The sequence below is a fragment of the Pedobacter caeni genome (assembly GCF_900129215.1).
GTDB lineage: Bacteria > Bacteroidota > Bacteroidia > Sphingobacteriales > Sphingobacteriaceae > Pedobacter > Pedobacter caeni.
On the sequence record NZ_FQUQ01000006.1, the window covers coordinates 36,375 to 62,906 of the forward strand.

Here is a 26,532-nt window from a genome sequence, read left to right on the forward strand (position 1 = left end):
AAATATAAAAAATAAAGCCGTTTTATGGTACACTACAGGTCATGCAATTTATCAGGGGAAAGTATAAAAATGAGAATTCAGTACATGTCCAGTGATTAGAATTAAAAATAATTCTAGTTTTACAACCAGTAAATACATTCATTATGATCTTAAGAAAGGCAAAACAAGCGGAGTTACCGGTAATCTGGGAAATCATACAATATGCCATCGAACAAAGGAGAAAAGACGGCAGCGATCAATGGCAGGATGGCTACCCCAATCAGAACACCATACAGGCAGATTCAGACAATGGAAATGCTTACGTCGTTACTGAAGACGAAGTCGTACTGGCTTACGCGGCGATCATTTTTGATAAAGAACCGGCCTACGAAACCATAGAAGGAACATGGCTGAGCAATAACGATTATGCAGTAGTACACCGTGTTGCCGCTTCGGAACTGGCGAAAGGAAAAAGCATTGCCACAAAGCTCTTTCAAATGATTGAAGGTGTATGTCTTGACAGAGGAGTACACAGCATCAAAGTGGACACCAACTTCGACAATATCCCCATGCTGAAAATATTGGAAAAACTAGGTTATAGCTATTGCGGAGAAGTATACTTCAGAGGAGGGGCACGAAAGGCCTTTGAAAAAGTATTTTAACCTTTAAAAGAAGCCTCCTTGCTATCAAAGCAGATTTCATTTTAAACAAAAGATTTTTTAACAAAAAACCCCGCAAATTGCGGGGTTTTTGATGTTGCATTATGCAGGTTTGTTTTCTGTAGCTGCTTCCGGTTTTGGTGGACGAGGCAATAATGCTTTTCTTGAAAGCTTCATTTTTCCTTGTTTGTCAATATCCAAAAGTTTCACCTGAATCCTGTCACCTTCTTTGAACACACCGTCCATCGTTTCTAAACGAGTCCAGTCGATCTCAGAGATATGTAATAATCCATCTTTTCCTGGCATGATCTCTACGAATGCACCAAATGGCATGATAGATTTCACTTTACCATCATAAGTAGCACCTATGTCTGGTTTAGCAGCAATTGCATTGATACGGCTAACAGCAGCATCAATAGCCGCTTTATTATCAGCGAAGATTTCAACGATACCTTTGTTACCTACTTCTTCGATAGAGATAGACGCGCCGGTTTCACGTTGCATTTCCTGGATAATTTTACCGCCTGGGCCAATTACAGCGCCAATAAATTCTTTGTCGATGCTTAGAGAAACGATACGTGGCGCGTGATCTTTGTAATCTTCACGTGGTGCAGAGATCGTTTTCTTCATTTCGTTTAAGATGTGTAAACGAGCTTCTTTAGCTTGATTTAGAGCGTTAGTTAACACTTCCCATTTCAAACCATTGATTTTTAAATCCATCTGACAAGCAACGATACCTTTTTCAGTACCTGTTACTTTAAAGTCCATATCACCTAAATGATCTTCATCACCTAAGATATCTGAAAGGATGGCATATTTACCAGTTTTCTCATCAGTGATTAAACCCATTGCAATTCCGGATACCGGAGCTTTGATTTTAATACCTGCATCCATTAATGCTAAAGTACCAGCACAAACAGTTGCCATAGACGAAGAACCGTTAGATTCTAAGATATCAGAAACGATACGGATGGTATATGGATTTTCTTCCAGTCCAGGTAATACTTTCTTCAATGAACGCATGGCTAAGTTACCATGACCAATTTCACGACGGCCAGCACCTCTGTTTGGACGAACTTCACCAGTAGAGAAACCAGGGAAGTTATAGTGTAATAAGAATTTGTTGTATCCATTGATGAAAGCACCATCAATCATTTGCTCATCATCTTTAGAACCTAAAGTAACGGTAGTTAATGATTGGGTTTCACCACGTGTAAATACTGCTGATCCGTGAGCAGAAGGCAGGTAACCTACTTCACTCCAGATCGGACGTACAGTGCGTACATCACGTCCATCTAAACGAATTCCTTCGTCTAATACCAGGTTACGGATAGCATCATATTGTACATCATGGAAATATTTTTTAGATAAGAATCCGGTTACATCATCGATATCTTCGCCTAAAGTAGCGATGAAGTCCATTAAGATGGCACCGAAAGCATCACCACGCTCACCTTTGCTCGTGTTGCTTTTTGCGATTGCATATACTTTATCATAAGTAGCTGCATACACTTTTTCTTTTAATTCAGGATTGCTGTCTTCATGAGAATAAGTACGTTTAACGGTCTTACCTACTAATTCAGCCAATTCTTTTTGTGCCTGAACCTGAACAACGATTGCTTTGTGTGCAAATTCAATTGCTTCAACCATGTCAGCCTCAGAGATCTCATCAGCTTCACCTTCCACCATCACGATGTCATTTTCAGTTCCTGCAACAAGGAATTCCATAGTTGCACGCTCAAGATCACTTACATAAGGGTTAATTACGAAGTTACCATCGATTTTAGCCACACGTACTTCAGAGATTGGTCCGTTGAAAGGAATATCTGAAACCGCGATCGCAGCCGAAGCCGCTAAACCAGCTAAACAGTCTGGCATTATATTTTTGTCAGAAGAGATCAAAGTGATCATCACCTGAGTATCTGAGTGATAATCTTCAGGGAACATCGGGCGTAAAGCACGGTCAACCAGACGTGAAATTAAAACTTCATAATCTGATAATCTAGCCTCACGACGTAAGAATCCTCCGGGAATACGGCCTGCGGCAGCATATTTCTCCTGATAATCTACAGATAGTGGTAAAAAGTCAACACCAGCTTTTGCACCTACTGAAGATACTACAGTAGCCAATAACATGGTATCGCCCATTCTAACAACTACAGAACCATCAGCTTGTTTCGCCAATTTCCCTGTTTCAATTTCGATTGTTCTTCCATCGCCCAAGTCGAACGATTTTTTTATTACATTCATTTAAAGAGTGTTGTGGTGTGTTTTCCTCTTTCTACACACCTGATTTATATATATTTATTTTATTTTTCAAAGTAAAAAAGCCATCCTTTAGAATGGCTTTTCTTGATATTTTAACGCTTATTTGCTATCTCTCGAACCTAAAGGTTTGATGATATCTCTTAGCCCTAAAGCTTTGATGATAGCACGGTAACGGCTAATATCTTTTTTAAATAGATAAGCCAAAATACCGCGACGTTTACCTACTAGTTTTTGTAGTGACAACTGAGTAGAGAAATCTTTACGATTTTTCTTTAAATGCTCTGTTAAGTGCGCAATACGGTATGTAAATAACGCTACCTGACCTTCTGCAGAACCCGTGTTGGTTTCTACTTCGCCGTGTGTTTTAAAAATGTCGGCTTTCTTTTCTTTACTTAAATACATTTCTTGAATGATACTAAAGTGTGTATGGATTAATTAATTGGCTGCAAAGATAGTTTAAGTTTTAATGAATAGCAAGTTGTAAGCCCACAATTGTCATCTGCTTTTAATTTACTCAGCGGGAGCAAATATAAATAAAATCTAAACCTTATTTTTGCCCCCAGAACGAAGAAAACATGGAAAAGAACGAATACAGCATATTTGAAAGTGAATTAAAAGTACGTCCGGATGACATAGACATGTTTCAACATGTTCACAACAGCAAATACTTCGATTATGTCCTTGCAGCCAGGTACGACCAGATGGAGCAATTTTACAAGATGCCTATGGAATCTTTTCTGGAAAGTGGTTTCGGCTGGGTAGTACGTACCGCCCATGTAGAGTTCAAGCGTCCTCTGATTCTTGGAGATGTGATTGGGGTAAGAACAGGAATCCTCACCATCAACGAAAAAGGATGCAGGGTACAGTTTGAGATTGAAAACAAGAGAACCGGAAAGATCGCATCTGATGGTTGGTTTGATTATGTGATGATCGATACGAACACTGGAAAAGGTTGTAAAGTGAATGAAGAAATGATTCAGGCTTACAGCATTTAATGCTTCCTGTTTAACAACACCATACCACCTCCGGGCCTGCCGGGGGTATCCCCCATTTTATCCCCAGTTTTTACTCGTTGCTTACCCGCCTTTACCAGGCTTCTGACCGAGTGTGCACCGAGTATAGACCGAGCTTAGAGCGTGTATAGCTGGGAGCAGTCCAAAAGCCGTCTAATTCCTGATATACGTTTACATAAAAAAGCCTTTGATTGACTGGCAATCCCTGGAGATGAACCTGGCATCGGTCTGTTTTCTCCGGGGAGCAAAAAATATTTTCTTTTTTTAAGATTTAATCATAAAAAAACTATATTTGGTACCTAACTAAACCGCAATACGATGATTGTATTCGCAGTCCGTTTAAGGTTCTAAGACCGAGGACTCCCCTCCTTCCACCAATTAAAAGATTCAGCATTCATGCTGATAACGGTTTATTGTACCCATTTTCCCCTATTTATGTCACAACAGCAAACAGCTTCATCAGGTAAGCTATCTCAAATTTTTATTCTTTTAAAACAGGCTCTAAAAGGCGAAGACCTTGATTTTACCCAAGGCAGTATTCGTAGAGCGGTTCTTCTACTTGCTATTCCAATGATGTTGGAAATGGCCATGGAATCCGTATTTGCATTGGTAGACCTTTATTTTGTAGGTCACCTTCACAATAGTAGTCATGCGATACAAACCGTCGGACTAACGGAATCAGTGCTGACCATTATTTATTCACTGGCCATAGGTATGAGCATGGCGGCAACTGCAGTAGTTGCCCGGCGTATAGGTGAGAAAAATCCGGAAGCGGCAGCAAAAGCCGGTGTTCAGGCAATTATTATAGCTGTCGCCGTTAATATAGTGATCAGCATCATCGCTTTCATTTATGCTTCAGAGATCCTGCTCCTCATGGGCGCATCAGCAGAAACAGCAGTACAAGGTACTCCATTTGCCAGAATCATGATGGGAGGAAGTGTGATCATCGTGTTGCTCTTCCTGATCAATGGTATTTTCAGAGGTGCCGGAAATGCAGCTATAGCAATGAAGAGCTTATGGATTGCCAATATCGCTAATATCATTCTATGTCCGATTCTGATCAATGGCTTTGGTCCGATCCCGGCATTTGGGCTAACAGGTGCTGCAATTGCAACCACTATCGGCAGAGGAATTGGTGTGTGCTATCAGGTGTATCACCTGGTAAGTGGAAAAAGTCTGCTAAAGCTTCATCTGTCTTATTTTAAACCACATTTCGAACAGATTAAAGCTTTACTGAAGATCGCTACTCCCGGAATTTTCCAGTTCATTATTGCTTCCTGCAGCTGGATCTTCTTAGCGCAGCTTGTCGCAACCACCGGAGGAGATCATGGCTCAGCAGGTTATCAGACCGCTTTAAGGTTAATGATGTTCTTTATGTTACCAGCATGGGGCATGAGTAATGCTGCAGCCACACTTGTCGGACAGAACCTGGGCGCAAAACGCATAGACCGTGCAGAACAATCGGTCATGAAAACCGCAAAATATATTGTCATCTACATGGCTTCTGTAATGGTGTTTACTTTTATTGGCGGATATTACTTCATCTCCTTCTTCACCAATGATAAGCTGGTCCAGGAAGTAGCACTCCGTGCCCTGCAAATCATGAGCCTTGGTTACATCTTTTATGGAATCGGAATGGTATTGATCAGCACGTTCAATGGTGCAGGTGATACCTGGACCCCAACCTGGGTTAACTTTTTTGGATTCTGGTTGTTTCAGATTCCCCTGGCTTTTTTACTGGCGAAACATTTTAATATGGGACCAACCGGGGTGTTTATCGCGATTCCGGTAGCGGAAACGGGGATTGCTATTGCAGGTTTTCTTCTCTTTAAAAAAGGCAGATGGAAAACGATTAAGGTGTAATACCTTTCATTTGAAATTAAGGTTCTGTTTAAAAAAGAAGCATTACCACTCAAAGGCTGGAATCTTTTGCGCTGAAAAAGCGCAAAATTTTCCTATGCCTTTTCCTGGAACGCATCTTTTTTTGAGAAATTAAGTTCCGTTGGGCCGGTATACCATGTGGTGGGAAATTTAAACAGGAACAAATGTTGTTATGCTGAAGGTGTAATACGTAGTTTTGGATAAACAAACGAATAAACATACACAGTATGAGAAAAACCTTTACCAGAACAATTTTATCCATCAGTTTCCTGGCACTGATGTTAACCGCAAGTAATGGTTATGCCCAACAAAACAATACGAATGACGAAGGTGCACAACATTTAGTGAAGTGGAATGTTGCCGCATTGCTGCTTAAAAATTATTCATTTCAATATGAGCAGGCGATCGGCAGAAAAACATCTTTAGCACTTGGTTTGAGGTTTATGCCTAAATCAAGCATGCCATTTAGCTCAGTTTTGAAAAATGCCATTGATGATGACCAGACCTGGAACAGCATTAAGGACTTTAAAACAGGAAACTTTTCCATTACCCCTGAATTCAGGTATTATTTTGGGGAAAGCGTTTTTCAGGGCTTCTATGTCGCTCCTTTTCTGAGGTACGCCAGGTATAATGCTGACCTTCCTTTCCATTATGAATACCAACAAAACGCAACAACTACAGTTAAGGATAAAATGGACTTTAACGGAGGCGTAGATACCTTTACCGGGGGTGTGATGATTGGAGCGCAATGGAGTCTGGGCAAGTCCATTTCTCTTGATCTGTGGATCGCAGGACCAAATTACGGCTTTGCTTCCGGAAATATTTCAGGTAAGAAAACGCTGAATTCAATGGAACAGGACGAACTGAGAAAGGCACTTGACGAGGACTTTAAAGATCTTCCTCTGGTAAAAACCAAATATACAGTTGATGGAAACGGTGCCAAAATAGATTTTGATGGCCCATGGGCAGGTTTAAGATCAGGATTGAGCATCGGATACCGCTTTTAACGCCCCTATTTAGGGATTGCATTTTTTTGACTCCGTACAAGGAACCAAAAGTTCTTGCAGTATTAATAAAAAAACGCGAATCCTCTTTGAAGACATTCGAGTATTTGCCCTTCAGCAAAGATTCGGGGATGAAAAGAGTGGTTCGCGTTTTTTAAGTAAAAAGGAACTAACCTATAGTTTCCTTTACCAACTTGGTATAAAAGTCATTGAGCTTCATTCCTGCTGCTGCAACCTGCTGAGGGATAAAACTTGTTGCAGTTTGTCCTGGAATAGTATTGATCTCGATGAAGTAAAAATCCCCCTCATCTTCCGTCAGGATAAAATCAATACGCACCACACCGCTACAGTTCAGTTTAAGGTATACATCTTTTGCAATCTGCTCTACTCTTGCTTTTGTTTCCGGTCTGATTGGCGCCGGAGTGGTTTCTGTTGCTACCCCAGGGGTATACTTGGCTTCAAAATCAAAAAACTCTTTCGCTGTTTCTACTTCTGTAGCCGGTAATACGGTTACTTTACCATCCAGCTTCACTACCCCTACCGTAAATTCACGACCGGAAATAAACTCTTCGATCAGCAGTTGTGTATCTTCTTTGAAGGCCTTATCAATCGCAGCCTGCAAATCTGCACCATGAGTCACCTTGCTCATTCCAATACTGCTTCCTCCATTATTGGGCTTTACAAAATATGGGATTTTAAGGTCTTTTTTTATTTGCTCCAGGCTATAAGCAGTATTTTTAAAGATTTGAGCAGATTTAGCGATATGAAGATTTTCAATCCCCTGCACAATTGCTTTGGTATATCCTTTATTCATGGTGATGGCCGAAGTAAGGGCATCACAGGTGGTATAAGGAAGGTTAAGCATGTCAAAATATCCTTGTAATTTACCGTCTTCACCCGGAGAACCATGGATGGCAATAAATACACCATCAAACATAATTTTCCTGCCTTTAATGGTCAGGGAGAAGTCGTTACGGTCGACTTCAATTTTCACAGAGTCTGCAGGTTCATAAAACCAACCTTGCTGGGTTAGCATAATTTTATAAACATCAAACTTGTCGGCATCCAGATTTTGGGCGATAGTGGCTGCACTTTTAACCGATACGACCCACTCACCTGTGGTACCACCGGTTAGTAATGCTAATGTTTTCTTCATTTTTAAGCGTGTTAAAACCTATTAAAAGTAATAAGCTAAATGTATGCACAAATATAAATTAGTTGGTGCAGATGTTATTTTAATTCCAATAAAATATTTTTTTAGCCTATTTTTGGGCAAAATACAATAAGAACGAAAAAACACCTATGAGCAACTTCATATCTTACCTAAAGACGAAATCCTTTAGAAACAACTTTATTGCCGCGATTGTAACTGTAGTGGTGATTGTGCTCGCTGCGTTCTTTAGTTTAAGATATTACACCAAACACGGTGAAGGATTAAATGTACCTGTATTGAAAGGCCTTGCTTTTACACAGGCAGTAAGTAAACTGGAAGACCTGGGTCTTCGTTATGAGGTAGATTCTGTATTTGTGATGGATTCGCCTCCAGGCATTGTGATTGACCAGGATCCTGAAGCGAATACTTTTGTAAAAGGGAACAGAACGATTTATTTAACGGTAAATGTGGCATTAGCACCAAATGTTAAATTTCCCGATATAGAAATGAAACCATTGAGAGAAGCACAGGCACTCATTGAAAATTATGGCCTTAAGCTTGGTGACACCACATATAGATCTGATGTAGGCAAGGATGTAGTGCTTCAGGCTATGTTTGGCGGACAACCACTTAAAACCGGAGAATCTTTACCAAAAGGCTCAAGGATTGACTTTGTGCTGGGTGACGGAAAAGGAAACGAGGAAGTTGACATACCTTCCTTAATTGGCCTGACTAAAGATGAGGCTATATTTGCATTAAAAAATGGCGCTATGCTTACTTTAGGCACAATAACTTATGAAGGAGAGATCACAGATAGCCTAAATGCCGTTATTGTTAAACAGGACCCTTTCTTAACGGACTCCGTTTCGAAAGTTAAAATCTGGAGTCCGATAAATATTACGTTATCCAACAAGAAATAATTTTTACGATCATCTTATGACAAACGAGAAAAGCTTTAAAACAAAGACTAAGGTAATATTAGCGGCATTGCTGGTGATACTGGTTATTGGCGGTTATTATGGATTACAATTCTACAAGGTCTACTTCGCTCCAAATACCACAGGGAAAGAGAAATTTCTTTATGTAAGAACAGGACATACACTGGATGATTTATTTCAGGAGATTCGCCAGAAAGACATCCTTACAGATATCGGATCGTTTAGTCAGGCTGCAGCAAAAATGGATTTAAAGGGAGCTTTAAAACCAGGACGCTATAAAATCGCTAAAGGAATGACGAACCGTGGTTTGATCAATATGCTGAAAGCAGGAAATCAGGAACCTGTAAAACTGAAGTTTCAAAATATCAGAAAGAAAGAGAATTTTGCAGGCTATCTGGCTAAAAATTTAGAATCAGATTCACTTACTTTCATCAAATTACTGGATTCTGCTGCACTGATTGAAAAATACGGATTCAATAAAGACAACAGTTATACGATGTTCATTCCAAATACTTATGAACTGTACTGGAATACCGCTCCTTCTGAGTTCTTTGAGAAAATGCAGAAAGAATATGAGAAGTTCTGGAATGATTCACGCAAAGCAAAAGCAGCAGCATTAAACCTGAGTCCGATTCAGGTTTCAATTTTAGCATCTATTGTGGATTCTGAGGCTCTATATGATAAAGAGATGCCAATCATCGCGGGTTTATACCTAAACCGTCTCCAAAAAGGGATTTTACTTCAGGCAGATCCAACGGTGATCTTTGCCAATGATGATTTCACCGTAAAAAGGGTAACCAATTCTCTTTTACAGGTTCAGTCGAGGTATAACACTTACAAATATGCAGGATTGCCTCCGGGACCAATCATGATGCCAAGTATCAATGCAATTGATGCTGTATTAAATAAAGACAATAACAATTTCATCTATATGTGTGCGAAGGAGGATTTCTCGGGATTCCATAATTTTGCTGTTACCGTTCAGGAACATGAGATCAATGCAAAAAAATACAGAGAAGCTTTAAACAAACGCAACATTTACAAATAAGGATGTATACACATAGCACTAAGGTAAGGGTACGTTACGGAGAAACGGATCAGATGGGATACGTATATTATGGCAATTACGCAGAATATTATGAAGTTGCCCGTGTAGAGATGCTCCGCAGCCTGGGAATGGATTATGCCAGTATGGAAAGCAGTGGGGTGATGATGCCTGTTTTAGAGCTGAATTGCAAATACATTAAACCTGCACTTTACGATCAGGAGATTACGATTACAACGACGATCCATGAGCTTCCCGGAGTGCGCATCCATTTCGTTTATGAACTGTTTAACGAAGCCGGGGAACTGATCAATATTGGAAAAACAACCCTCGTATTCGTGGATATGGCGAAGAATAAACCTTGCTCCCCTCCGGAAAATTTCATGGAGAAGTTAAAGGTATTTTTTAATTAAATTTGGTAGATGGAGTGGGTACATAGGCAACTATTAAAAATCAGAATTTATGCTTTGTTTATAGCCTGGACCAAAGTATGTATACTTCCTGGTTTCAGTCCGCTGCCGCTTTATACTGTTGCTTCGTTTTTTTTCAAAGAGATTGGAAAGGATTCTTTAGTCAATAAAGCTTCTTCGCTTGCCTATAACTTTATGCTCGCGTTGTTTCCTGCCATCATCTTTCTCTTTACCCTGATTCCCTTTATCCCAAGGAGAATAGGCTTCCAGAAGCAGCTAATGGACTTCATTGTACTCATCCTGCCTGCTGATGCCTACAGAGCCTTTGAAGCGACCTTAAATGAGATCGTGAACAAGCCTAACCGCGGATTGTTATCCTTCGGTTTCTTTCTGTCTTTATTTTTCGCTACAAACGGTGTACATAGCCTGATGATGGCTTTTAACAGGTCTTCCCTGATCATCGAAACCAGAACCTGGGTAAAGCAACGTTTAATCGCCATCTTACTGACGGTGGCCATCGCCCTATCGGTAATTATATGCATCGTGGCAATGACCATTGGAGAGGTTGCCCTGAACTATATTGATGATGAGCTGAATATTAAAGGGAACTTTATCGCCTACCTGATTCAGCTGACACGCTGGTCATTATTGGGGATTCTTTATTTTGTAACGATTTCTATTTTATACAAGTACGGACCGGCACATGCGAAGAAATGGAAATTCTTTAGCGCAGGTTCCTGCCTGGCTACCGTCCTCGCGTTTTTAACGATCTGGGGCTTCTCTTTTTACATCAACAACTTCAGTTCCTATAATAAAGTATATGGTTCAATCAGTACACTGATTGTCCTGATGATCTGGCTTTACCTGAACTCTTTGATCCTATTGGTCGGATTTGAGCTGAATGCAAGCGTAGATTTATCAAAAAGAAGCGTTAAAATTATCCGTCCGAACTTCAATATGTTCAAAAAAACACCTTCCAACCCCGGCAATTCAGAAAGATAAAAAATTTTTCTAACTCATCTTTAAGGGCTTATCAAGTTTTCGTTAATTTATCTGATTGTTAATTTGCAGAATCAAGCGGTATTTGTACTTTTGTCGCGGAGAGTTGGCAGAGTGGTCGATTGCGGCAGTCTTGAAAACTGTTGACTTGTCAAAGGGTCCGCGGGTTCGAATCCCCCACTCTCCGCTAAATGGTGATCAAAGCCATACGAGAAGCCTGGAATCGTAAGATTTCAGGCTTTTTGCATTTTAGAGGTACCAAAACATGCACCGTTTCCCATCCTGTAGGTGAGCGATTCGGTGAGTAGTTTTGGAAATTGAAATGACTCACCGAATTTCGTATATCTATTTGATATACAACCATCCAAACGATAAGGTATACTAAACATCGCGCATCATGTTTTCAATATCAGACACACTCATAGCTTTTGCATGCAGCGATACGATTACTTTTTCAACCCGTCAATCATGTTATGTTGTTTGGGAACAATAATTGGGTTGAAAGAGCCGTCTCGATCCCTGGGGACCTGAATAGCCATGTCACCTTGATCACTGTGAACTTTTTTCTTCGTGTGATTTACCGAGATCATCCAAGTAGTGAATGTTATACAGATTTAATTGCTGTTATTATACACTTCAAACAAGGAAGCGCTACGACGGGATCAATTATTTTATTTTCCTAAAAAAGACTCAAGTTCTGCTACAACTCGTTTAGATTGTGTATGATGTAGATAATGAGAACCAGGCAATAAGATTAGTTTTCCCTTATCCACGCTGTTAGCTTGCGCTTGATGCAGTTCTGTCCAGCCTTTGACAGCTGAGTTTTCGTCTGCAAATAATAAAACCGGTAAATCCTTCGGGAAAGATAATTTTTGAGCATCTTTAAAACTATTACTTAATGAAGTTGCTTCTCTGTGCAAAGTATTGTTTCCGGTTACTTTCATCGTGATCATATGTTCTTGTTCAAAACGGTGTACTTCTGATTCTTCTTTAGGTTTTTCATTTCCAAAAAACTTTAAAAATGCACGCATTACACCTACTTTGGCTAAAAAATCCATAGGTGCCGAATTATAACCCGGCCAAGGTTGTGTTGGCACACTGGTATCAATACCTACAAATGCGATTGCTTTACCTGGATAATTGTTAATGTATGCTAAGCTGTAAAGCCCTGCAATGGAATGCCCCATTAATATAAAACGATTAAGATTTAATTGTTTCACAACTTCATGGATTTCTTCCGACATATTATTCAAACTGCGTTCACGATTTGTTTCACTACTCAATCCATAACCAAAAGGTTCAATCGTGATCACTGTATACTTTTTGTCTAATTCTCTGATTAATGGTTCAAAATCTAATCTTGGGCTTGCCGTTCCAAATCCGGTGAGTAACACAACCGTGTCTGGATCATGGCCATCTATTGTAATATTCATTGTACCGTCAAAAATTTTTATTTTTTGACCATAATCTTCAATTTTATCAGCTTCGATGCTTGAATTGACTTGATGAATCAGGAATGTCGTGATGAGTAGGATAGCGATTATGGCTACAATTCCTATGATTGTTTTTAAAAATATTTTTGATATTCTCATTATGAGCGAAGGACGGTTTTTATCCATTTTTTTAATTTCGGTATTATTTTGCAAGATTACAGCTTCAATATTTAATCACTTGGGCATTTCGGAATGTTGATGACCAGTGTTTTCGGTCAACCTATGCCAATTATAAGATCATACAAATTTATAAAAAATACTGCGATTACTCCTGCTCTTAGTTCTTGCGCTTTCATTGCTACCACTTAATAAAAATTTCTGTAAATTTGTATTAAGTTAATACTGTGCTTACGACAGATCTCGGCGATAGAATTCTCTGCACGTAGCGCTTGCATCACGATCAAAATTTCTATTCTGCAGTGAAGATTCTTCGGGTACTGCGACGTACATCCTTGATAAAATTTTCGGGGATTGTTTTTTTTGGTCTTCCCATAATGATTAAAGTTAATTTTTTTAGGAAAACACGCTATTAGTTTTTAATGAATTATGTCCAAAAGACAAACTTTCTGAGCATAAAATTTCTACGACCTATCATGTTGGAGAAGATTTTTGTTTTAAAATATTTATACCTAAATTTATTATACAGCATTTGCAGCTATAAAAGATATTAAGATCGGTGAGTGATTCGGTGAGTCACCAATCTCTATCCTTCGATACAATACTTTAAAGCGGGATTTTAACCGTGGGTACAGTTCCCCCACTCTCCGCTAAATGGTGATCAAAGCCATACAAAAAGCCTGAAATCCTAAGATTTCAAGCTTTTTTCATTTTCATCAGGTAACAAAATTCTCTTAATATCGGCGATCTCAATACAGCTCGATGTACGTATCATCCATGGCTCTTTCGGTTTGATACTTAATATTCTTTGCCACCACTGTTTCTTCCTTCAAATCCTGATCAATCTTATATAAATTGTTATCCGAACAGAGGTAATAGTAAAATCCATTATAATATTTGATCTGCCCGATCGTTTCCCTGTCTGCAAAATGTTTCTGCTTTAAAACCTTACCATTATCCTGGTCAATAACGAGCAAATAATGTGGGGTATTTGCAACAATGACATCATCCCTCACCTCCATAGACTGTAAAAGATTATTCTTCCCTTCTTTATCTACCTGATGAGGCAAAACAATTCGCCAGTTCAACTTACCACCATTTTTCTTTAATGAAACCATTGCGGTATCACCATAGATGATATCCTTTTCACTAAAATTGAGTTTAGTCTGCTGAAACATCTCGATCTCAGGTTTATGGTTCCAACTCAAATTCAAATCAGCGTCAAGGCAGTATACACCGCCATGCTCATCAACCAGGTAAAGCAGATTATCATTTACAATGGGAGCCAGAAAAACGGGTGTTTCTAAATCAAAAGTTGCGATCCGCTTGCCATTGGTCAGATTTAATGTTCTGATTGAAGAACTGGCATTTATGACTACTTTATTGTTGAACATTACCGGAGAACAAAAAATAGGTTGATGAATCTGATGTGTCCATTTCACTTTTCGTGTTTTCTGGTCTACCGACTTAAATTCACCCTGGCTACTGCCAAAAATAAAATTACTTCCCTGTATAATTGGGTACTGAGCAAATAACAGATGGGATACATCGCTAAAGTTATAACCATATTCGGCTTGGTTGGGCGACACTTCGTCTGTAAAAACCCAATTGATTTTTCCGGTCTGCTTATCAATTTCCACAATACGCTTATCCGAATATGCTCTTAAAATGGTTTGATCCTGTTGCGTAAAATAAGTCAGCTCAGTATTATTTCTTTGATCTAATATTTGCCATTGTAATTTACCAGTAGCCAGATTGACATTGTACAGATCGCCATTACTGGTGGCAATTAACAGATTAGTTTTAATTGGCTCCTGCTTTTTGGTACAGGCAAATAAACCAATACCTAACAGTAAAAACCCGGCATAATGAAGTAACCTCATCTTTTTATTTATTTAACTTGTAATCGTAAGGAATGGTTTGGCTAATGTCGGTGACATACCAGGTATTAGGATCACTTTCGAACTTCACAAAATCATATACTGGTAATAGTGGTTCCTGAATGTTCATCAAGTTATCATTCTTACTGTTGAAGGCTGTAACCATCATCGTAACCCGAGCAATTTCCTGACCGTTTTTCTGGCTATTTTGTAAAGGCGCATTATAAGCCTTTCCACCTTTTAGGGTAGCATCATTTTGCTTCAATAGATTAATAGCCTCTTCGCCAAATCTTTGCACAATTGCTTGTTTAATTTCAAAATCATCTGGTTTGTCGGTAGCAACACTCATTTTAGAAAAATCGGTTTTTCTAATGGCTGCCAACTCCTCCTTTACCCCATCAGGAATATAATCTCCATTTTTTATCGCATTGACCCACATTAAAGTATCCATCGGGAATTCTGGTGCCCGTGAAGCCACCTCCGTTGTGATACCTTCGGTCGCAATACTGGCATCCATTGCGGGCTGTTCTTCCTGATTCGTATTACCCGCTATCATTTGCCAGAGTTCTTTGACATGATGCGGGATATGCTGAAAACCCACATAATAACCTAAGCCCAAAAACAGGGCTATAATTACACTAAAGCTGATGACTGTTTTTTTATATCGTTTAAAGAATGGTTCATTTTTCATTTGATCCGGTTTATTGCTTAGTTTCTCCATTGGTAGTACTGGCTTTTTTAATTGAAGGTTTTATATAATTACGCTAAAATAGGGATTGCTTTACACTAAAAAAACCAACATTATTATTCGTTGGACCTGCGTTTTTATTTGTTGCCGTTGGATTATTATTCGGGATTTAAGGTCAAATCGTCTATAAACTTTTTCTTACCGCGCTGATGAGTAAAAGCAGGTCTATCATTGTCGTTAAAGCTGGTTTCAAATGCTCCATTTACCAGACAATTTAACTTAAAAAACAGACAGGATAGCACGCTTTATTCGATTTGCTGAATTGACAGTTATTGTCAGCAATGGTTTGGTACAATTGCAATTTTAGTTGTTGTAGAAAACCGCTTTTTTAATAACTTCGTTTTGTCCTCACTGAGCGCACACAATTCACATTTTCCAACTGTCGCCAGCTTGCAAAATGTTATCCGCCAATTTTGCGAAATGAAACGAAAAATGAGATTTAATATGAAATTAAGCTGTTTATTTTTGCTTTTAGTGATCTTTGGTTGTAAACAACCAAAAAAGAAAGTAGAAAAAGCTATTCAACCAAAAATAGAGATTAAGAAGTTTTATGTTGGCGACATCAATAATGACAAAGAGAATGACACTGCATTTATAAGTTTTAAACGGAATATAGAAACTAATGAAATTGAAGGTCTGGAAAATAATTGTTGTATGAAAATTGAGTTTAAAGACAGTATTCCCTCAATAACTTTGGATCAAAGCTTGGGGATTTTTATTGCTAAAACTGAAGATTTGAATAATGACAAGGTAAATGAAATCATAATTTTTGCTCAAACCAATGAAGGTTACTGGAATAACATATCCGTTTGGTCATTTAAAGGCAGAAAGTGGAATGAAATCGCCAGGACTAAAGCATTCATTTCAGAGAATCAAGATTTTGAAAATCGAATCATCAAAGAAAAAGGGAACTATTATTTAATCGGAGAAAATCAATGGAAAGAAAATGAAAACGGTGATTTTGAAAAAGTAAAAGTTAAAATATAAATGTATCCTCCATTTTGCAAAACGAGAAAATTGAATAAAACACTAACGATAAGACTAAGAACATGTATATAGAAAAATGGAAAGACACCGCATTTGGAAGTGATTATGGCGGAGATTTTCAAAGTTTTTTAGAGGAAATTTCAAACGACAAATTAACATTGACAAAAGTTTACGAACGTTGTGACTTGAAAAAATACTTCGATCAGCCCGGCTTATTACATCAAGGGACTGACAATAACGTAAAACTTACCAACCCGGATTTTGACCAGTTTTTACATTATGAAGATGCTGTAATCGCATTGACTGCAGTTGTTGTCGAAAGCGAATTAAATGGCAGTGCTGATTTGTCTAATGCATACGGTTCAAAATCACTGATTTTTGACATCACAAAAGAAGAATTGGTAACGCTAAAGAATGCATTGACTGACATTCAGGATAATCCGGACAAATTCATTTTATTTGAAATGCTTGATGAGGAAGGGCGAATCGAGACACTTTCCGATATTTCGGAAATCATTGAGCAACTAAAAAACTGTATTGACAAAAAATAAGGTAATCTCTTGTCAGCGAGTCAACATCTATAAACCCCTTTCTCCACCTTCCTCTGTATGAGATCAGTGAGATAGCTAACCCATGTTTTAAATTATCGTGGCTAAGATCAGGGTAACGTCGGGGGTTGATGGGGCCTGATAGGGTTCTTGCCCCCTTCAACCCCAAATAAGCAGCAGATATGCTTTTTCCTTATTTTACTTTAGTTCCTTCAAATTTTATTCTTTTATCGTTAACACTTACCAACTCATCCAACTCATAAACATTCTTGTACCCATATCCATACAGGTTAATGTATGTTGGAATATTTAACGCGAGCATAATTGGCTTCCTGTTGGATAATATTTGTGACTCGATTTTATTCATTGGTTTTGACATCTTAGAAGCAAAATCTGTCTGATCCCCACTAAAATTGTTATTACAATAAATCAATATTTTGGTCTGAGGATCCGGAATTAATTTCCAAAGGTTTTCTTGAGTAAAGTCTGTAAAATCTAAATGAATCGCTCCTTTTAAATGTATTCTGTTATAGCGATAGTCTGAACGGCTATCCAGAATCACAACATTCTTTTCTTTACTCATTTTCAGAAAGGCATTAAGGTCCAGTAAATTCCTGGCTCTGTGTTTTTCAATTTCAGTCACCAGATTTTTAAAATCACTGTAGCTTGCCAATGCTTTCGGATAACTTTTCGGTGTCGACTTCTTTTTTGTGTTTGTCGAAGTTTGCGAATAAACGTGGTAGCTGGTAAAGGAGAAAAGAACTATTAATATTAAATTTTTCATCTGTATAAATTTTAGTTTTAAAAGATATTTGGCCAATATGTGGTATTCTAATGAAATCAGTGTTCAGAGATAACGTTTCAATCTAAAATAAGTGTATTATTTATCAAAATAGCTTATTAATTTAACTAAATTAAAGAATTCAAAAATCAATTTCCAAAAATAGTTGGGACCAGAAAAAGGAAAATATGATCAAATGTATAACGAGACAATCCGTTTTCAATAACTATCCTGCAATCACCTCGGTAATAGTTGATATTCAAAAGGCCATGTTTGATACCGATCCCTTATTTGAGGATGGTGATGATGGGGAGTGGTATACCATCATGCATGATGCCATCAATATCCCCCATAATGGCATAAAAAACCATTACAGCGTTATTTCTTTCCATCATAGTGACATTAGTACATTTACATTTGAGCTATCTGAAAAGCTTACTAAATTACTGACCACACTCAATGTCAGCGAGCTAATCGTTGTTGCTGACCTGAAGCTAAGTTTTATTGGAAATCCTGATCACAAATATCCACCTTTCCAAAAAGTGCTGAAGAAGTTTGAGGAAATCACACAAGATCTGAAATACAAAGAAGCGTTTAAAATCGACCTGAAAGACCTGCAGGTTCTTATTGAAATCGCATTCTGGATCGTACGTTGTGATGCAAGTGCCCCAGCGTACATTTATTTCTCAGATGTAAATGAAAGGATTGCCTTTAATATATGTAAGTCAGGGGGCATCCATCTTATTGAATATGGTAAAGAAATTGTTTTTGATGAGCAAATTAACGACATGTACTTTGTCAATGGAAGTTGCGAAGAGCAATTTTCTACCAGTAGCAAAATTGAAGGTCGAATCTTGAACAGACATTGAGTCAATAAGCATTTTTTATTAACTATTTTTGAATCGATTCTCCAATAAAAATGAAATTCAACCTTAAACAACTCCTATATACTGCCTTTTTTTATTTAATCGTTTCTGATGCAGATGCACAAAAGAACAATCATTCAAAAGCAGGGAAAAACATACTCTACTATTTCTACAGTGCAGACAGCAACTTTGTAGGGGTTAAAGATCATCTGGGTAAGATCATTATTCCTGCAACCCATCATGCGGGTTTCAATTACGATTTTACACAGCCGATTAATGATCCTGTAATAGAATTCTATGATACAAGTGCAGGCTCGAGCAGAAAAGATGCTCCTGCTATCCCCATGGGTGAGGTATACAGCCGGGAAGGCAAATTTTTATACTATCCTCAGCTCTTCGATAATGGTCCTGACTATTACGCTGAAGGGCTGCGCCGTTACGTAGATGGAGATAAAATGGGCTTCGCTGACCAATATGGCAATAAGGTTATTGCTGCACAATGGAGTTTCGTTGACCCTTTTAATTATGGTTACAGCCAGGCCTATACCGGAAAATGGAAACGGAATTATGAAAAAGGTGGTGAACACTGGACAATTGCACCGGATTCCGAAGACGCAGGTAGCCATGTCATTAACCGGAACGGAGAAAAAGTCCTTCCTTTAGTAAAGCAGCAAAACCCGAAAGATTATTTGTCTGATGGCAGCTACTATCCTTACCCCTTTTCCTACACAGCTAAAGAACAAAAAATAACGGATCAGCTCAATAGCCTTGAGGTCTTAAATCGTATATTTCAGCTCAGATACAGCGATGCAAAAGATCTTCCAAAGCTGCAGTTTGAGATTACTGAAAGGCCAGATCAGCGCTTCCCATATTATATTTTACAGGGTTACGGGAACCAGAAGATAGATGAAGATTACAAATTTCTGGTGACTGAAGATGGTAAACGAATCTTTCATTACTCCTTCTATGTTAGTGAAGAGCATACCTCACTACGGAAATTTATCATTTCTAAGTTAGTAGAGAGTAAGGAATATATCCGGAATCATCCCAATGCCCCAAACAGATTTGACGTAAAAAAACATTTAAGAGAATGGAAGAATAAATAGGGATTATTCTCTAGTTTTGATCAGCATAACATTTTTAATAAAGGAACTATGAACTCACTTCGTCTAATTGCAACCTCAGCCCTTTTATCCTGTCTGATTTACTCCTGTTCTACTTCCAGAAACTCATCTCCGGAGGGGAAAAAGAAACGTACTAAAATAACTACTATTAATCCTGCTATCAAAGCCCCGAGCGGCTCTGTGATTAATGCAAGTGGCGATGGACTGTCGCAAGGAATTAATCAACCAAGGGGTGCCGGATCAAAAGAAAATGCAACAAATATTGCAAGTGATGCCATTGAAAGAGCGAATGCGATAGCTAAAGGCAAACAGCAAAAACTGGAGACACTTACAGATACAGAGTTGATCAACAGGATGACAGCTGCCCAACAGACGGAAATTAGCGTAAGTAAAAGTGCCCTTCAAACCACCTCGAGTACCAAAATAAAAGATTACGCCAACCTCATTATAGAGCAGCATACAGAGATAAAAAAAGAATTGACAAGCATTGCCTTGCAGAAAAATATGGTTATGGATGCAGAAGCATCATGGAATAGCAGTCCTAAAACGGATTTGGGATTTGTTAAAACGATGATAGAAAGTAACCGTAACCTCATTACACTTTACACCGTGGCGGGTAGCAATGCGAAGGACGCTGAACTAAGAGCATTTGCATTAAAGAAATTGCCGTTATTGAAAAAAAACCTGGAGGCCGCTCAGGAACTGACCAAAGAAATAAAATCAAATTAGACAAGCCTTAAATAAGTAAATAATACTCCGGCATAACCATACAGCGAATAGAAATGGCAATGGGCCGGAGTAATATCTGGATTGAATCCGTTGTAATTTCATCCGAAACTTACATTGCAGCCAGATATTCAGTGCAACTGGCATTACCACTCAGTGCACTGAAGTAATTACAGTTATGGACTAAAAACAACAGTATCTCGTTTGATAAATCAGTTTTTATACCTTCATTGAACCAGATGTGATAAGATGCTTTTAAATTTGACCAATCCATATCGGCATCAATATAAAGCAATTCATTCTTATCGGAATCCATCAATACAAAGAGACCTTCTGTCAGACTTTTCATTTTAAGCAGATACTCTTTCCCATTAATACTGATGATCACACTAAGGCTCCAGTTCAGGGTCGACTTGGCAATGCACTCCTCTCCCTCCCACAGCTCAACCTGACTCTTCCAGAAGCCACTCGCTTTTATAGTTAAAACGGAATCACTTTTTGCTGAGCTCAGCTCCGCCTGAAAAGTACCATACCATTTTGGGTAATTTAATTCAGCCAGGATTTGATTGTTTTCTAACAATTGGAATGGTTTTGTTCCTTCAGATTTTACAGTTAAAGTTCTCATCATATTTTTGTTTAAAGTTTTCAATTTTTGGTTTTCAATAAATAAGTATTGATCTACCAGAATTCGTTACACTTTTTTTTGAAAAATATTTTATGAGCTGTTTTAACTGGTACAGTGCATACTTTATGAGAATTTTATGATGTGAAAATTTATAGAGGATGCAGAGCCAAGGTATCATAACCTAGCTCCTCCAGGTACTGAAGCCCATCCTGCTTGTCAATTTTGCTCACTCCGGTCCAGCCGGCCTTAATACCTTTTAAAATCAATTTCCGTACAAATCCGGGTTCGTTAATATTTACAACATCAGTAGAATTTGTCTTTTTGTTGATCAAAGAAATTCCCGAGTTTAAAACCTGGCCAACATAATAATGGTCCAGGGTTAAAAACTCAATGATGAGTGGACTCTGTTTATATCCTTCCAAAAACACCTTCAGCGTAAGTGTATTCGTTTCAGTTTCCGAATGATATTTACCTGTAACCAGCCATAAGTATTTCGAATTGTCAATTGTGATTTTTCTGAGTTTGTTTTTCATACCAAAGTACCTCTGGAATAAGCTCCCTATGGATTAAAATTTGATCACAATCTTACCTATTGTTGTGTTATTTTCCAACTGTTGATGTGCCTTTTTTAAATGATCAGCGGAGAACCCCGAAAGGGTTTCATTCAGCGTACTTTTTAAGATTCCATTGTCCAACAAGTCAGCTACTGTATTCAGAATATGATGTTGCTCAATCATGTCCTCTGTCTGAAAGATCGATCGGGTATACATCAGTTCCCAGGAAAAACTTACACTTTTATTTTTCAGCTTATTCAGTGCTACAGGGTCAGAAGATCCCGTGATGGAGGCAATATGACCTTGTGGTTTGATGAGTTCGGTTACGATATCCCAATACATATTAATGTCCACAAAATCGAGGATAAAATCCACAGACTGAAAACCAGCCTCATGCATTTCATTAATCAGATCCTTATGGTTAAATACATAATCTGCACCCTGTGCTTTACACCACTCGACTGTTTCCGGCCTGCTTGCAGTAGCAATCACAGTCAGACCAGCCACTTTTTTTGCAATCTGAATCGCGATAGAACCCACACCACCGGCACCGCCGATAATCAAGATGGTTTTACCTTTATCTTTTTCATTAATCCTGATGCGGTCGAACATGATTTCCCAAGCTGTAAGAGCCGTTAAGGGCATTGCCGCTGCTGCTTCATTACTAAGTTTTTTTGGCTTTTTGCCAACAATACGTTCATCAACCAGTTGGTATTCTGCATTACTTCCAGACCTGTTAATGTCACCTGCATAGTAAACTTCATCTCCAACCTTAAATAAACTCACTTCATCACCAACCGCTTCTACTTTGCCTACCGCATCCCAACCGATCACCTTTGGTACTTCCAGCACTTGATCTTTTGCGCTGTTTTGACGTATTTTATAGTCGACAGGGTTTACAGAAACCGCAGCAATCTTTACCAGCAAATCCTTTCCTTTCGGTGCTGGTTTTTCCATTTCAAATTCCAGAAAACTGTTTACATCATTGATAGGTAATGATGTCTTAAATCCTATTGCTTTCATATATATGTATTTTATGTTTCTCTTGTATGTATTTTGTATTTCTCTAATCGCTTTTCCGGAGCCAGTTATGCTGTGAAGAATTAGTTAAGTTTAAATCTGTAGATATAAAAAGGGGCTTTACCAAGATCTCCATTACCCGTAAACGCAGGGGTGGTATTGAGCTGGTTGGTAGAAATATACATCCAGTTACCAGGTGCCAGATACACATTATCTGACCATAATAGTTTTTCCTTGTCCTGTATGATGTGACTCAGTTTACCATTCGCATCCAGTTTGGTAATTGCATTTTCCTGCAGATTGGTAAAGTAATGATTGCCAAGGTCATCAGTAACTGCACCATCGCTAAAAGGTTTCTCTCCTACTTTGCTGATTGCATTACCAATCGTCTGATCATCTTTCCCCGTCCTGAAGAGCTTTGCCGGAACCTGATACCAGGAGCTGCCCACCATAGCACCAAAAAACAAAGTCTCTCTATCTGCCGAAAGGGTAATCGGATCTATGGCTACCCGGGCCGGCTTGCCCCCAAAATGAACAACGTTTCCATTGATCACCATATCTTTATCTTCTGCCTGTAACGCCTGATGACCACTAAACCTTGTGGCTTTTCTCGTGTTAAGATCAAGAGCAATGATTCCTGGATTTGCAATATCCGCGAGATACGCCCAACCATTCTTTTCATCGATGGTTACATCCTGAGTAAAAGTACCTTTAGGTGCTATGGATGCTGGCAATTCTATTTTCTCTGTCACCTTATCCTTGCTGATGTCAAAAGCCCAGAGTCTTGTTTTACCCAACTCAAGCCCCATATCAATTACCCAGAGTTTATTGTGCTTGTCAAAGATTAAACCCAGCATCGCATCAAACTGCGCATCATTGGCTTTTTTATTGTTTTTCTGATAGGAAGCGTCCGGATAAGGTACTGCTTTCCCTTTTATGATTTCTACCAGTTGTGTTTGCTGACTACCCAATGGATGAATTGTTGCAAAGACCCTTCCTTCAGCAGAAACGGCGACATCACCAGGACGTATGTCCATTGCGGCAACTTCTTCCAGCTCTGGTTGTTTATTTGCTGTACCGTTAAAATAGCTGGCCGTTCCGTTGATCCAGTCCATTCGGGGCGGGGCAAAAAAATCAATATCCAGTGTACCGTCTTCCAGGCATTCAAACGAATGTGGGATATTTCCAGGAATGATCAACACCTCTCCAGCCTTTACAATATAATCCTTCCCTTGCATGCAGACTTTTACGCTTCCCCTTGTGATATAGCTGGTTTGCTCATTGGGATGTTGATGTAAGGGAACCATGGCACCTTTATCCATTTTGAACAGCGCTAACATACCTTGTTCGCCATAAACATATTTGCGCTGCAGCTTCTCCGCCATCTGCTCCCATCCTTTATCGTCGAATTTAAAGTGTTGTATCTGCTTTAGATCTTGTGCTGATACCATATTTGTAATCGAGATGATTACGATAGCAACAATTGCTGCCAGTCTTTGTTTTATCATTTTTATAAAGTTTAATTGTTTTAACTGAGATTTATCTTCTGATTAGCAGGTGCTTTTTGTTGGAGCAGGTTGTGCCCATTGGCGGTCAAATGTTCTGTTGAGGCAATACAATCTGATATCCGTTTTTTTTATTTACGCTGACTTTTATTTTCATGGAAGATATCTCGTCGGAAATGACATGTCCACCATGCGTTTTTCTAAATTGAATTGAAAAAAATTATTTATTATACTGAGCTTCTGCATCGTCAACCGGGGTATCAGGATCATTCATTACCATTTTGGCGATATCATCCTTCCGCATAAACACAACTCCTTCTTTCTCTTTTGTATATTTAATAAAATCTTCCATCGCTTTTACTACCGCTGGCGTTCCACCAATGCGGTCGTGAAAACTGATGCTCATCATACGCCTTTTAGCAAGCCCCTCAGCATACAATTGATCGAACTCCATTTTTAGCTGCGAAAGAAACATTTCAGGTGTCCAGTGATTGCCGGCAATGTTGACGATATCGTTGTTCCGGAGCGTATAAGGCATAACGACAAAGTTTTTACCGTTTACCTTAGTAAGGAAAGGTTCATCCCTGCTTAAATCATCGATGTGGTATAAGAAACCCAGATTCTGCAGCACTTTTAGGGTATTGGGACTGCGTCTCAGCCAATTGGCGTTATATCCTACCGCACGCTGCCCCGTTATCGCCGCTACGGTATCTACGCCCTGCTTTACAAATTGCAATTCATCCGCATAGTTTTTGTTCCACTGATTATCCCAGGACATACCATGCGCCGCAATCTCGTGCCCTCCATTGGCAATGGCTTTGGCCAGCTCCGGATATTTAACTGCAGCGGCTCCAACTACATGTGAAGTGACTTTAATGTCGTACTTCTTCCAAAGGTCAAGCATCCTGTAGATTCCCTCTGTAGCGCCATAACGATACCAGCTTTCTGCTGGAAGGTCGGGTTGCCCCTTCGGCAAAGGACTACCTGAGAAAGGGCTTTCTGATCCTTCCGGCTGACCACCCGTCTCAAATTGCATAGAAATGGAGATGACCAGTTGAGCGCCATTAGGCCAATGAGACCGGACCGGCCTGGTCTTGCAGGAAGTCAGGAAAATAAGGATTAAAATTAAAGAGCTGATGCTCATTGAGGATCTGATGTTTGGAACCATGATTATTTCATTTGATTAATTAATTATTTCGTACAAAGATATTTTCACAGACCTCCAACAAATGGTAAGATTTCATTGTATTTTTGTAAGAATTAATGACAACAAATACATGAAACGTTTCAAAAGCTATCATTCTTTAAATGTATTCCGGTTAATACTTGACGAATGGAAATACCCTACCCACAACCATAATTTCTATGAATTTATATTTGTAGAACAAGGTACCGGGAACCATGTATTGAATGACAAGTCTTATAACTATAAAGAAGGGGACGTATTTTTGTTAAGACCTGAAGACGCTCACTATTTTGAGATTGCTGAACATAGCCAGTTCATTTTTGTAAAATTCACAGAACAACTGTTCATAGAAAAGCTGGAAGGTGGAAAAACAGCCAAATGGATGGAAGTCATCAAGACCTTATTACAGAACCCATCCACTGCAAGTGGCAGTTTAGTCTCGGATATGGAAGACAGAAAGCATCTTTTACATCTATTACAGATCCTGCTGATTGAGTTCAGCAAGACCTGTGCTTATAGCAGGGAGGTGGTATTGGAACTTTTCGGAGCAATAATGATGATGGTTGCAAGAAGCCATTCTACAGCAATGCATGGCGAGCATTGTCCAAGCAATACTGAACTGGACAAACTCAATCAAATATTGAGTTACATCAGGTTGCATGCCATGGATTCAGATAAGATGCGCATCGAAAATATTGCTGAAAAGTTTGCAATGTCTCCTAATTATATCAGCATCTACATCAAAAAACACAGCAACGATTCCATACAACAACATATCGTCCAGACAAAGTTAAAAGCAGCAGAACAATTACTAAAGAATGGCCGTCACAACATCAACGAAATCGCAGCCAGACTAGGCTTTACCGATGCAAGTCATTTCAATAAAACCTATAAAAAATATAGAGGAATGAGTCCGAAATCAGCGCGTCAGCTTAGTTAGACTCAAAAAATCGATCGCCATTGCGCTGACACCATTTTTTCAGATAGCTGCGCAAGATATCCAGCTTTTTTTTGCCAGATGCA

27 protein-coding genes and 1 tRNA gene are annotated in these 26,532 nt (G+C 38.9%); 15 read left to right on the forward strand and 13 right to left on the reverse strand.

From position 1 onward, the window contains the following. Positions 1-143: 143 nt before the first annotated feature. The gene (locus BUC20_RS27170; protein WP_073235839.1) at positions 144-641 is read left to right on the forward strand and encodes a GNAT family N-acetyltransferase; all 498 of its coding nucleotides are present in this window, start codon (positions 144-146) and stop codon (positions 639-641) included. A 99-nt stretch (positions 642-740) separates the two neighbouring features. Here the strand turns inward: BUC20_RS27170 and pnp are convergent, their stop codons facing one another. Together pnp and rpsO are read right to left on the reverse strand one after the other, a co-directional pair. Further along, complete coding sequence (gene pnp / locus BUC20_RS27175) at positions 741-2,888, reverse strand: polyribonucleotide nucleotidyltransferase (protein WP_073235842.1); 2,148 nt, start codon at positions 2,886-2,888, stop codon at positions 741-743. A 117-nt stretch (positions 2,889-3,005) separates the two neighbouring features. Next, positions 3,006-3,308: a 30S ribosomal protein S15 gene (gene rpsO, locus BUC20_RS27180; protein WP_073235845.1), complete on the reverse strand. Its 303-nt coding sequence runs from the start codon at positions 3,306-3,308 to the stop codon at positions 3,006-3,008. Between the two features lie 173 nt (positions 3,309-3,481). Here rpsO and BUC20_RS27185 point away from each other — a divergent pair, with 173 nt between their 5' ends. The 3 genes from BUC20_RS27185 to BUC20_RS27195 all read left to right on the forward strand — a co-directional run bounded on the left by BUC20_RS27185 (position 3,482) and on the right by BUC20_RS27195 (position 6,807). Further along, positions 3,482-3,901, forward strand: a complete 420-nt coding sequence (locus BUC20_RS27185; protein ID WP_073235847.1) for an acyl-CoA thioesterase — start codon at positions 3,482-3,484, stop codon at positions 3,899-3,901. Between the two features lie 453 nt (positions 3,902-4,354). After that, a complete protein-coding gene (locus tag BUC20_RS27190) occupies positions 4,355-5,782 on the forward strand; it encodes an MATE family efflux transporter (protein WP_073235850.1) in 1,428 nt (475 codons plus the stop codon). A gap of 245 nt (positions 5,783-6,027) precedes the next feature. Then, a complete protein-coding gene (locus BUC20_RS27195; protein WP_073235852.1) occupies positions 6,028-6,807 on the forward strand; it encodes a DUF3575 domain-containing protein in 780 nt (259 codons plus the stop codon). 166 nt (positions 6,808-6,973) lie between these two features. Here BUC20_RS27195 and BUC20_RS27200 read toward each other — a convergent pair whose 3' ends face one another. Further along, complete coding sequence (locus BUC20_RS27200; protein WP_073235854.1) at positions 6,974-7,960, reverse strand: D-alanine--D-alanine ligase; 987 nt, start codon at positions 7,958-7,960, stop codon at positions 6,974-6,976. A 146-nt stretch (positions 7,961-8,106) separates the two neighbouring features. On the opposite strand from BUC20_RS27200, the gene BUC20_RS27205 reads away from it, so the two are divergent. The 5 genes from BUC20_RS27205 to BUC20_RS27225 all read left to right on the forward strand — a co-directional run bounded on the left by BUC20_RS27205 (position 8,107) and on the right by BUC20_RS27225 (position 11,536). Further along, positions 8,107-8,877: a PASTA domain-containing protein gene (locus BUC20_RS27205; protein ID WP_073235856.1), complete on the forward strand. Its 771-nt coding sequence runs from the start codon at positions 8,107-8,109 to the stop codon at positions 8,875-8,877. Between the two features lie 16 nt (positions 8,878-8,893). Further along, positions 8,894-9,943, forward strand: a complete 1,050-nt coding sequence (gene mltG, locus BUC20_RS27210) for an endolytic transglycosylase MltG (RefSeq protein WP_073235859.1) — start codon at positions 8,894-8,896, stop codon at positions 9,941-9,943. Positions 9,944-9,945: 2 nt separating this feature from the next. Beyond that, positions 9,946-10,353, forward strand: coding sequence for an acyl-CoA thioesterase (locus tag BUC20_RS27215; protein ID WP_073235862.1), 408 nt, complete (start codon positions 9,946-9,948; stop codon positions 10,351-10,353). Positions 10,354-10,362: 9 nt separating this feature from the next. Next, positions 10,363-11,352, forward strand: a complete 990-nt coding sequence (locus BUC20_RS27220) for a YihY/virulence factor BrkB family protein (RefSeq protein ID WP_073235866.1) — start codon at positions 10,363-10,365, stop codon at positions 11,350-11,352. Between the two features lie 97 nt (positions 11,353-11,449). Further along, positions 11,450-11,536, forward strand: a tRNA-Ser gene (locus tag BUC20_RS27225). A 259-nt stretch (positions 11,537-11,795) separates the two neighbouring features. On the opposite strand, the gene BUC20_RS34475 is transcribed toward BUC20_RS27225, so the two are convergent. From BUC20_RS34475 to BUC20_RS27245, 4 genes are all read right to left on the reverse strand, one after another. Next, positions 11,796-11,939 (reverse strand): transposase, encoded by a 144-nt coding sequence (locus BUC20_RS34475; protein ID WP_143166936.1) that lies wholly within the window; start codon positions 11,937-11,939, stop codon positions 11,796-11,798. Between the two features lie 81 nt (positions 11,940-12,020). Continuing rightward, positions 12,021-12,968 carry an alpha/beta fold hydrolase gene (locus tag BUC20_RS27235; RefSeq protein ID WP_073236655.1) on the reverse strand — a complete coding sequence of 316 codons (948 nt, stop codon included), beginning with the start codon at positions 12,966-12,968 and terminating at the stop codon, positions 12,021-12,023. Between the two features lie 740 nt (positions 12,969-13,708). After that, on the reverse strand, positions 13,709-14,842 hold the full coding sequence (locus BUC20_RS27240) for an outer membrane protein assembly factor BamB family protein (RefSeq protein WP_073235869.1): 1,134 nt from the start codon (positions 14,840-14,842) through the stop codon (positions 13,709-13,711). A 4-nt stretch (positions 14,843-14,846) separates the two neighbouring features. After that, positions 14,847-15,530: a PDDEXK family nuclease gene (locus tag BUC20_RS27245; RefSeq protein WP_073236658.1), complete on the reverse strand. Its 684-nt coding sequence runs from the start codon at positions 15,528-15,530 to the stop codon at positions 14,847-14,849. Between the two features lie 477 nt (positions 15,531-16,007). On the opposite strand from BUC20_RS27245, the gene BUC20_RS27250 reads away from it, so the two are divergent. Both BUC20_RS27250 and BUC20_RS27255 read left to right on the forward strand, forming a co-directional pair. Then, entirely contained in the window at positions 16,008-16,574 is a 567-nt protein-coding gene (locus BUC20_RS27250) for a hypothetical protein (RefSeq protein ID WP_143166937.1), read from the forward strand. Between the two features lie 62 nt (positions 16,575-16,636). Continuing rightward, positions 16,637-17,125, forward strand: coding sequence for an imm68 putative immunity domain-containing protein (locus BUC20_RS27255; RefSeq protein ID WP_073235875.1), 489 nt, complete (start codon positions 16,637-16,639; stop codon positions 17,123-17,125). A 190-nt stretch (positions 17,126-17,315) separates the two neighbouring features. Here BUC20_RS27255 and BUC20_RS27260 read toward each other — a convergent pair whose 3' ends face one another. Further along, a complete protein-coding gene (locus BUC20_RS27260; RefSeq protein ID WP_084529332.1) occupies positions 17,316-17,906 on the reverse strand; it encodes a rhodanese-like domain-containing protein in 591 nt (196 codons plus the stop codon). A 185-nt stretch (positions 17,907-18,091) separates the two neighbouring features. Between BUC20_RS27260 and BUC20_RS27265 the strand changes: the two genes are divergently transcribed. The 3 genes from BUC20_RS27265 to BUC20_RS27275 are packed head-to-tail and all read left to right on the forward strand — an operon-like array spanning position 18,092 to position 20,622. Next, positions 18,092-18,772, forward strand: a complete 681-nt coding sequence (locus BUC20_RS27265) for a hypothetical protein (RefSeq protein WP_073235877.1) — start codon at positions 18,092-18,094, stop codon at positions 18,770-18,772. 50 nt (positions 18,773-18,822) lie between these two features. Continuing rightward, complete coding sequence (locus BUC20_RS27270) at positions 18,823-19,875, forward strand: WG repeat-containing protein (protein WP_073235880.1); 1,053 nt, start codon at positions 18,823-18,825, stop codon at positions 19,873-19,875. A 48-nt stretch (positions 19,876-19,923) separates the two neighbouring features. Continuing rightward, the gene (locus BUC20_RS27275; protein WP_073235883.1) at positions 19,924-20,622 is read left to right on the forward strand and encodes a DUF4142 domain-containing protein; all 699 of its coding nucleotides are present in this window, start codon (positions 19,924-19,926) and stop codon (positions 20,620-20,622) included. 109 nt (positions 20,623-20,731) lie between these two features. Here the strand turns inward: BUC20_RS27275 and BUC20_RS27280 are convergent, their stop codons facing one another. The 5 genes from BUC20_RS27280 to BUC20_RS27300 all read right to left on the reverse strand — a co-directional run bounded on the left by BUC20_RS27280 (position 20,732) and on the right by BUC20_RS27300 (position 25,491). Then, positions 20,732-21,247 (reverse strand): hypothetical protein, encoded by a 516-nt coding sequence (locus tag BUC20_RS27280; protein ID WP_073235886.1) that lies wholly within the window; start codon positions 21,245-21,247, stop codon positions 20,732-20,734. Positions 21,248-21,393: 146 nt separating this feature from the next. Further along, entirely contained in the window at positions 21,394-21,777 is a 384-nt protein-coding gene (locus tag BUC20_RS27285; RefSeq protein ID WP_073235889.1) for a hypothetical protein, read from the reverse strand. Positions 21,778-21,810: 33 nt separating this feature from the next. Further along, complete coding sequence (locus tag BUC20_RS27290) at positions 21,811-22,821, reverse strand: zinc-binding alcohol dehydrogenase family protein (protein ID WP_073235892.1); 1,011 nt, start codon at positions 22,819-22,821, stop codon at positions 21,811-21,813. 80 nt (positions 22,822-22,901) lie between these two features. Further along, complete coding sequence (locus tag BUC20_RS27295; protein WP_073235895.1) at positions 22,902-24,326, reverse strand: L-dopachrome tautomerase-related protein; 1,425 nt, start codon at positions 24,324-24,326, stop codon at positions 22,902-22,904. Positions 24,327-24,543: 217 nt separating this feature from the next. Next, positions 24,544-25,491 (reverse strand): polysaccharide deacetylase family protein, encoded by a 948-nt coding sequence (locus tag BUC20_RS27300; protein ID WP_073235898.1) that lies wholly within the window; start codon positions 25,489-25,491, stop codon positions 24,544-24,546. A 109-nt stretch (positions 25,492-25,600) separates the two neighbouring features. Between BUC20_RS27300 and BUC20_RS27305 the strand changes: the two genes are divergently transcribed. Continuing rightward, positions 25,601-26,449, forward strand: coding sequence for a helix-turn-helix domain-containing protein (locus tag BUC20_RS27305; protein ID WP_073235900.1), 849 nt, complete (start codon positions 25,601-25,603; stop codon positions 26,447-26,449). Positions 26,450-26,532: the final 83 nt, after the last annotated feature.

What these genes read in the sequence shown, in the direction of transcription:
- BUC20_RS27275 (WP_073235883.1), top strand. Translation starts at nt 19,924, where the DNA reads ATGAACTCACTTCGTCTAATTGCAACCTCAGCCCTTTTATCCTGTCTG.
- rpsO (WP_073235845.1), bottom strand. Translation starts at nt 3,308, where the DNA reads ATGTATTTAAGTAAAGAAAAGAAAGCCGACATTTTTAAAACACACGGC.
- BUC20_RS27265 (WP_073235877.1), top strand. Translation starts at nt 18,092, where the DNA reads ATGATCAAATGTATAACGAGACAATCCGTTTTCAATAACTATCCTGCA.
- BUC20_RS27290 (WP_073235892.1), bottom strand. Translation starts at nt 22,821, where the DNA reads ATGAAAGCAATAGGATTTAAGACATCATTACCTATCAATGATGTAAAC.
- BUC20_RS27260 (WP_084529332.1), bottom strand. Translation starts at nt 17,906, where the DNA reads ATGAAAAATTTAATATTAATAGTTCTTTTCTCCTTTACCAGCTACCAC.
- BUC20_RS27235 (WP_073236655.1), bottom strand. Translation starts at nt 12,968, where the DNA reads ATGGATAAAAACCGTCCTTCGCTCATAATGAGAATATCAAAAATATTT.
- BUC20_RS27305 (WP_073235900.1), top strand. Translation starts at nt 25,601, where the DNA reads ATGAAACGTTTCAAAAGCTATCATTCTTTAAATGTATTCCGGTTAATA.
- BUC20_RS27280 (WP_073235886.1), bottom strand. Translation starts at nt 21,247, where the DNA reads ATGATGAGAACTTTAACTGTAAAATCTGAAGGAACAAAACCATTCCAA.
- BUC20_RS27185 (WP_073235847.1), top strand. Translation starts at nt 3,482, where the DNA reads ATGGAAAAGAACGAATACAGCATATTTGAAAGTGAATTAAAAGTACGT.
- BUC20_RS27250 (WP_143166937.1), top strand. Translation starts at nt 16,008, where the DNA reads ATGAAACGAAAAATGAGATTTAATATGAAATTAAGCTGTTTATTTTTG.
- BUC20_RS27295 (WP_073235895.1), bottom strand. Translation starts at nt 24,326, where the DNA reads ATGATAAAACAAAGACTGGCAGCAATTGTTGCTATCGTAATCATCTCG.
- mltG (WP_073235859.1), top strand. Translation starts at nt 8,894, where the DNA reads ATGACAAACGAGAAAAGCTTTAAAACAAAGACTAAGGTAATATTAGCG.
- pnp (WP_073235842.1), bottom strand. Translation starts at nt 2,888, where the DNA reads ATGAATGTAATAAAAAAATCGTTCGACTTGGGCGATGGAAGAACAATC.
- BUC20_RS27240 (WP_073235869.1), bottom strand. Translation starts at nt 14,842, where the DNA reads ATGAGGTTACTTCATTATGCCGGGTTTTTACTGTTAGGTATTGGTTTA.
- BUC20_RS27190 (WP_073235850.1), top strand. Translation starts at nt 4,355, where the DNA reads ATGTCACAACAGCAAACAGCTTCATCAGGTAAGCTATCTCAAATTTTT.
- BUC20_RS27245 (WP_073236658.1), bottom strand. Translation starts at nt 15,530, where the DNA reads ATGAAAAATGAACCATTCTTTAAACGATATAAAAAAACAGTCATCAGC.
- BUC20_RS27285 (WP_073235889.1), bottom strand. Translation starts at nt 21,777, where the DNA reads ATGAAAAACAAACTCAGAAAAATCACAATTGACAATTCGAAATACTTA.
- BUC20_RS27270 (WP_073235880.1), top strand. Translation starts at nt 18,823, where the DNA reads ATGAAATTCAACCTTAAACAACTCCTATATACTGCCTTTTTTTATTTA.
- BUC20_RS27200 (WP_073235854.1), bottom strand. Translation starts at nt 7,960, where the DNA reads ATGAAGAAAACATTAGCATTACTAACCGGTGGTACCACAGGTGAGTGG.
- BUC20_RS27170 (WP_073235839.1), top strand. Translation starts at nt 144, where the DNA reads ATGATCTTAAGAAAGGCAAAACAAGCGGAGTTACCGGTAATCTGGGAA.
- BUC20_RS27195 (WP_073235852.1), top strand. Translation starts at nt 6,028, where the DNA reads ATGAGAAAAACCTTTACCAGAACAATTTTATCCATCAGTTTCCTGGCA.
- BUC20_RS27215 (WP_073235862.1), top strand. Translation starts at nt 9,946, where the DNA reads ATGTATACACATAGCACTAAGGTAAGGGTACGTTACGGAGAAACGGAT.
- BUC20_RS34475 (WP_143166936.1), bottom strand. Translation starts at nt 11,939, where the DNA reads ATGATCTCGGTAAATCACACGAAGAAAAAAGTTCACAGTGATCAAGGT.
- BUC20_RS27255 (WP_073235875.1), top strand. Translation starts at nt 16,637, where the DNA reads ATGTATATAGAAAAATGGAAAGACACCGCATTTGGAAGTGATTATGGC.
- BUC20_RS27205 (WP_073235856.1), top strand. Translation starts at nt 8,107, where the DNA reads ATGAGCAACTTCATATCTTACCTAAAGACGAAATCCTTTAGAAACAAC.
- BUC20_RS27300 (WP_073235898.1), bottom strand. Translation starts at nt 25,491, where the DNA reads ATGGTTCCAAACATCAGATCCTCAATGAGCATCAGCTCTTTAATTTTA.
- BUC20_RS27220 (WP_073235866.1), top strand. Translation starts at nt 10,363, where the DNA reads ATGGAGTGGGTACATAGGCAACTATTAAAAATCAGAATTTATGCTTTG.